Raw genomic sequence first — 3,010 nt, 5'->3', positions numbered from 1 at the left:
CAGGGGAATACCGGGGGCGGAGATGACCCAGGGGTAGGCCAGGAGGTCGGGCAGGTCCAGCTGCGTCTTGCCTTGCAGGGGATGGCCGGTGCGGCCGACAACCACGGGATCGTCGTCGTAGAGATCTTCCTGCACCACCTCGCGATGCGGCGGCGGGTCGCGGCGTGCGCCGATGATCAGGTCAATGTCCCCCTGGCGAAGACTGCTCAGTAGCTCCCCGTACGGTGCTTCGACCACGTTGACTGCCGCCGATACGTTCGCGGTGGTGAACCGGGCGAGCAACTCGGAGAAGAAGATGGCGCGGGCACTGGGCAATATGCCGACGATCACGTGACCGGCTTCATCGGTGCTGATGGCACCGATCTCCTCGACACCTGCTCGCAACTCCGACAGCATCAGGCGGGCGAAGCGCACGAAGCGGGTGGCCACGTCCGTCGGCCGTACGATGCGGCCCACGCGAACGAAGAGGTCCATGCCCAGGATGTCCTGCAGTTCCCGCACCGCGCGATGCACCGCTGGCTGGGACAGGCCCGTCAACTCCGACGCCTGCACGTAACTGCTGTTGCCTTCCACCGCGATCAGTGCGCGCAGCTGGACCATGGTCACGCGCCGCTCGATATGCGGCAGCGGGGCCAGCCGCGCAGATCGCCTTACCAACCGACCGCCATGCGCCAGGTAGCGCAGCGCGCGATTCACGCGAACCATCATGACCTTGCCGGCCGCGGTGGGCGTGGCGCCTTCGGGCTGCCGGTCGAACAAGCGCTCGCCCAGCACACGCTCCATCTTGGCTATCGCCTGGGCAAGCGCGGGCTGCGACAGATTCACCTCGCGCGCAGCGGCGCTCATGCTGCCCGACCGTCCCGTGACGAGCAGCGCATCCAGGTGCCTCAAGTTGAGCTGGAAAATGTCTTTCACGAGCAATCAATCGTATTTGCTTATGGCCTGATCATAAAACGAATTTGGCAAACCTCATGCCAGGCGCGCACCTTTGCATTATTCCGATTGTAGGAAAAGGTGCATGTCCACAGTCAATACCAAAGTCCAAAGGCCCGGCAAGGCCCTGGTAGACGCCCTGGGCCAGCTCGGCGTGGCGACGGTCCACGAGGCCCAGGGCCGCAAGGGTCTGCTCGCCAGCCACCTTCGCCCGATTTATGCGGGCGCCCGCATCGCCGGCTCCGCGGTAACGGTGTCCATTCCGCCCGGCGACAACTGGATGATCCACGTGGCCATCGAGCAGCTTCGCGATGGCGACATTCTGCTGGTCGCTCCCACCAGCGAGTGCATCGACGGCTACTTCGGCGACCTGCTGGCAACGTCCGCCATGGTGCGGGGCTGCCGCGGCCTGGTGATCGACGCGGGTGTGCGCGATGTCCGCGACCTCAAGGCCATGGGTTTCCCGGTGTGGTCCAGGGCCGTGTTCGCCCATGGCACGGTGAAGGAAACCTTGGGGTCGGTGAACGTGCCGGTGGTCTGCGGCGGGGAATATGTCCGCCCCGGCGACATCGTGCTGGCCGACGACGACGGTGTTTGCGTGGTCCGCCACGAGGAGGCCGACGAGGTGCTTGCCAAGGGCCTCGACCGCGAAAACCGCGAGGAAAAGGTCCGTGAGCGCCTGAGGCATGGCGAGCTGGGCCTGGATATCTACGCCATGCGCGAACGCCTGGCGGCCAAGGGCCTGACCTACCAGTAATCACGCGTGCAAAAAATTCCCACTTGCAAAGAAACCGATGAAGATCTTTGACACACATACACATGTGATCTCCCCGGATACCTCCGCTTACCCCAAGGATCCGATCGGCGGACACCAATCTGAGTGGTCGCAGGCGCGGCCGGTGGATGCGGCTGGCCTGTTGAAGGCCATCGACGAAGCCGGCATTGCCAAGGCGGTGGTCGTACAGGCCTCCACCGTCTACGGCCACGACAACCGCTATGTCGTGGATACCGTCCGCGCCAATCCGACACGCTTCGTGGGTGTCTATTCGATCGATGCGTTGGCGCCCGATGCGGTGGAGCTCATCGACCACTGGCAGGCGGAAGGGCTTTCGGGCTTTCGCCTGTTCACCACGGGCAGCACCATGCCGGGCCAGTCCGACTGGCTGGGGCATAAGGATTCCTACCCAGCCTGGGCCCACGCCGAGAAGCTGGGCATTCCCGTGTGCCTTCAGATGACGATGGAAGGGCTGCCTGCCCTGGCTTCGCTGCTGGAACGCTTCCCCAGGGTGCGCGTGCTGCTGGACCATTGCGCACGACCGGACTTGTCCGATGGCGCACCCTTCGCCCAGGCGAAGGCGCTGTTCGACATGGCCAGGTTCCCGGGTGTGTTCCTCAAGCTCACCAACCGCACGCTCAGTGCGGCAACGGCCGGCAAGTCCAACCCGCGCGATTTCCTCGAGAAGATCATCGAAGTGTTCGGTGCCGGCCGAATCGCCTGGGGATCGAATTTCCCCGCGGCAGAAGGCGCCCTGCCGACGCTGGCCGCCACCGCACGCGAAGTGCTCGCCGGGCTTCCCGTGCATGACCAGGCAATGATCTTCGGCGGCACAGCGGCCACCGTGTATCGGGCACTGGTGGAGACCTCCGCCCATGTCTGAGTCGGGCACGCTACGTACGGTGCTGGCAACGTCGCCGCTTACCGAACCGCTCAAGAGCGGCGCGGTTAGTAGCCCTGGGCTCACGTTCGACTTCGTCGACGTGTCGCCGGTGCACAAGGCCTTCGCACCGATGGTCCGCCAGCAAAGCTACGACCTGTCGGAGCTGGCGATCGTCACCGCGCTGCAGGCTGTAGCCTTTGGCCGCCCCCTCATCCTGCTTCCCGCCGTGGTGGCCTCTCGCTTTCAGCGCGGCTGCTTGATCACGCGCCGCACCGGTGGCGTGACCAGCCCGCAAGACCTTCCCGGCAAGCGCATCGGCGTGCGTGCCTACACACAAACCACCGGTATGTGGGTACGCGCGCACCTGGCCGAAGACTACGGGCTTGCCACCGCCTCGATGCACTGGCTCACCCGCGATC

General features: G+C 65.0%; 4 protein-coding genes. 3 read left to right on the top strand and 1 reads right to left on the bottom strand.

Annotated features, from left to right (window positions below):
* Positions 1 to 915 (bottom strand): LysR family transcriptional regulator (locus VK519_RS00275; protein ID WP_324346537.1); only part of this gene is annotated, 915 nt, incomplete at its 3' end.
* Positions 916 to 1,018: 103 nt separating this feature from the next.
* Here VK519_RS00275 and VK519_RS00270 point away from each other — a divergent pair.
* From VK519_RS00270 to VK519_RS00260, 3 genes are all read left to right on the top strand, one after another.
* Positions 1,019 to 1,690 carry a 4-carboxy-4-hydroxy-2-oxoadipate aldolase/oxaloacetate decarboxylase gene (locus VK519_RS00270; protein ID WP_324346535.1) on the top strand — a complete coding sequence of 224 codons (672 nt, stop codon included), beginning with the start codon at positions 1,019 to 1,021 and terminating at the stop codon, positions 1,688 to 1,690.
* A 37-nt stretch (positions 1,691 to 1,727) separates the two neighbouring features.
* Positions 1,728 to 2,591, top strand: coding sequence for an amidohydrolase family protein (locus tag VK519_RS00265; protein ID WP_324346532.1), 864 nt, complete (start codon positions 1,728 to 1,730; stop codon positions 2,589 to 2,591).
* A partial coding sequence (locus tag VK519_RS00260; RefSeq protein ID WP_324346530.1) for a substrate-binding domain-containing protein occupies positions 2,584 to 3,010 on the top strand: 427 nt, incomplete at its 3' end. The genes VK519_RS00265 and VK519_RS00260, both read left to right, overlap by 8 nt.

Origin of the sequence: Pinirhizobacter sp. (genome assembly GCF_035317885.1) — a bacterium.
Lineage (GTDB): Bacteria > Pseudomonadota > Gammaproteobacteria > Xanthomonadales > Rhodanobacteraceae > Pinirhizobacter.
The sequence above is the reverse complement of the archived record's forward strand: the minus strand, read 5'-3'. Positions and strand labels throughout refer to the sequence as shown.

Bases quoted from the DNA above. Each gene is read 5' to 3' on its own strand.
- VK519_RS00265 (WP_324346532.1), top strand. From the start codon at position 1,728: ATGAAGATCTTTGACACACATACACATGTGATCTCCCCGGATACCTCC.
- VK519_RS00270 (WP_324346535.1), top strand. From the start codon at position 1,019: ATGTCCACAGTCAATACCAAAGTCCAAAGGCCCGGCAAGGCCCTGGTA.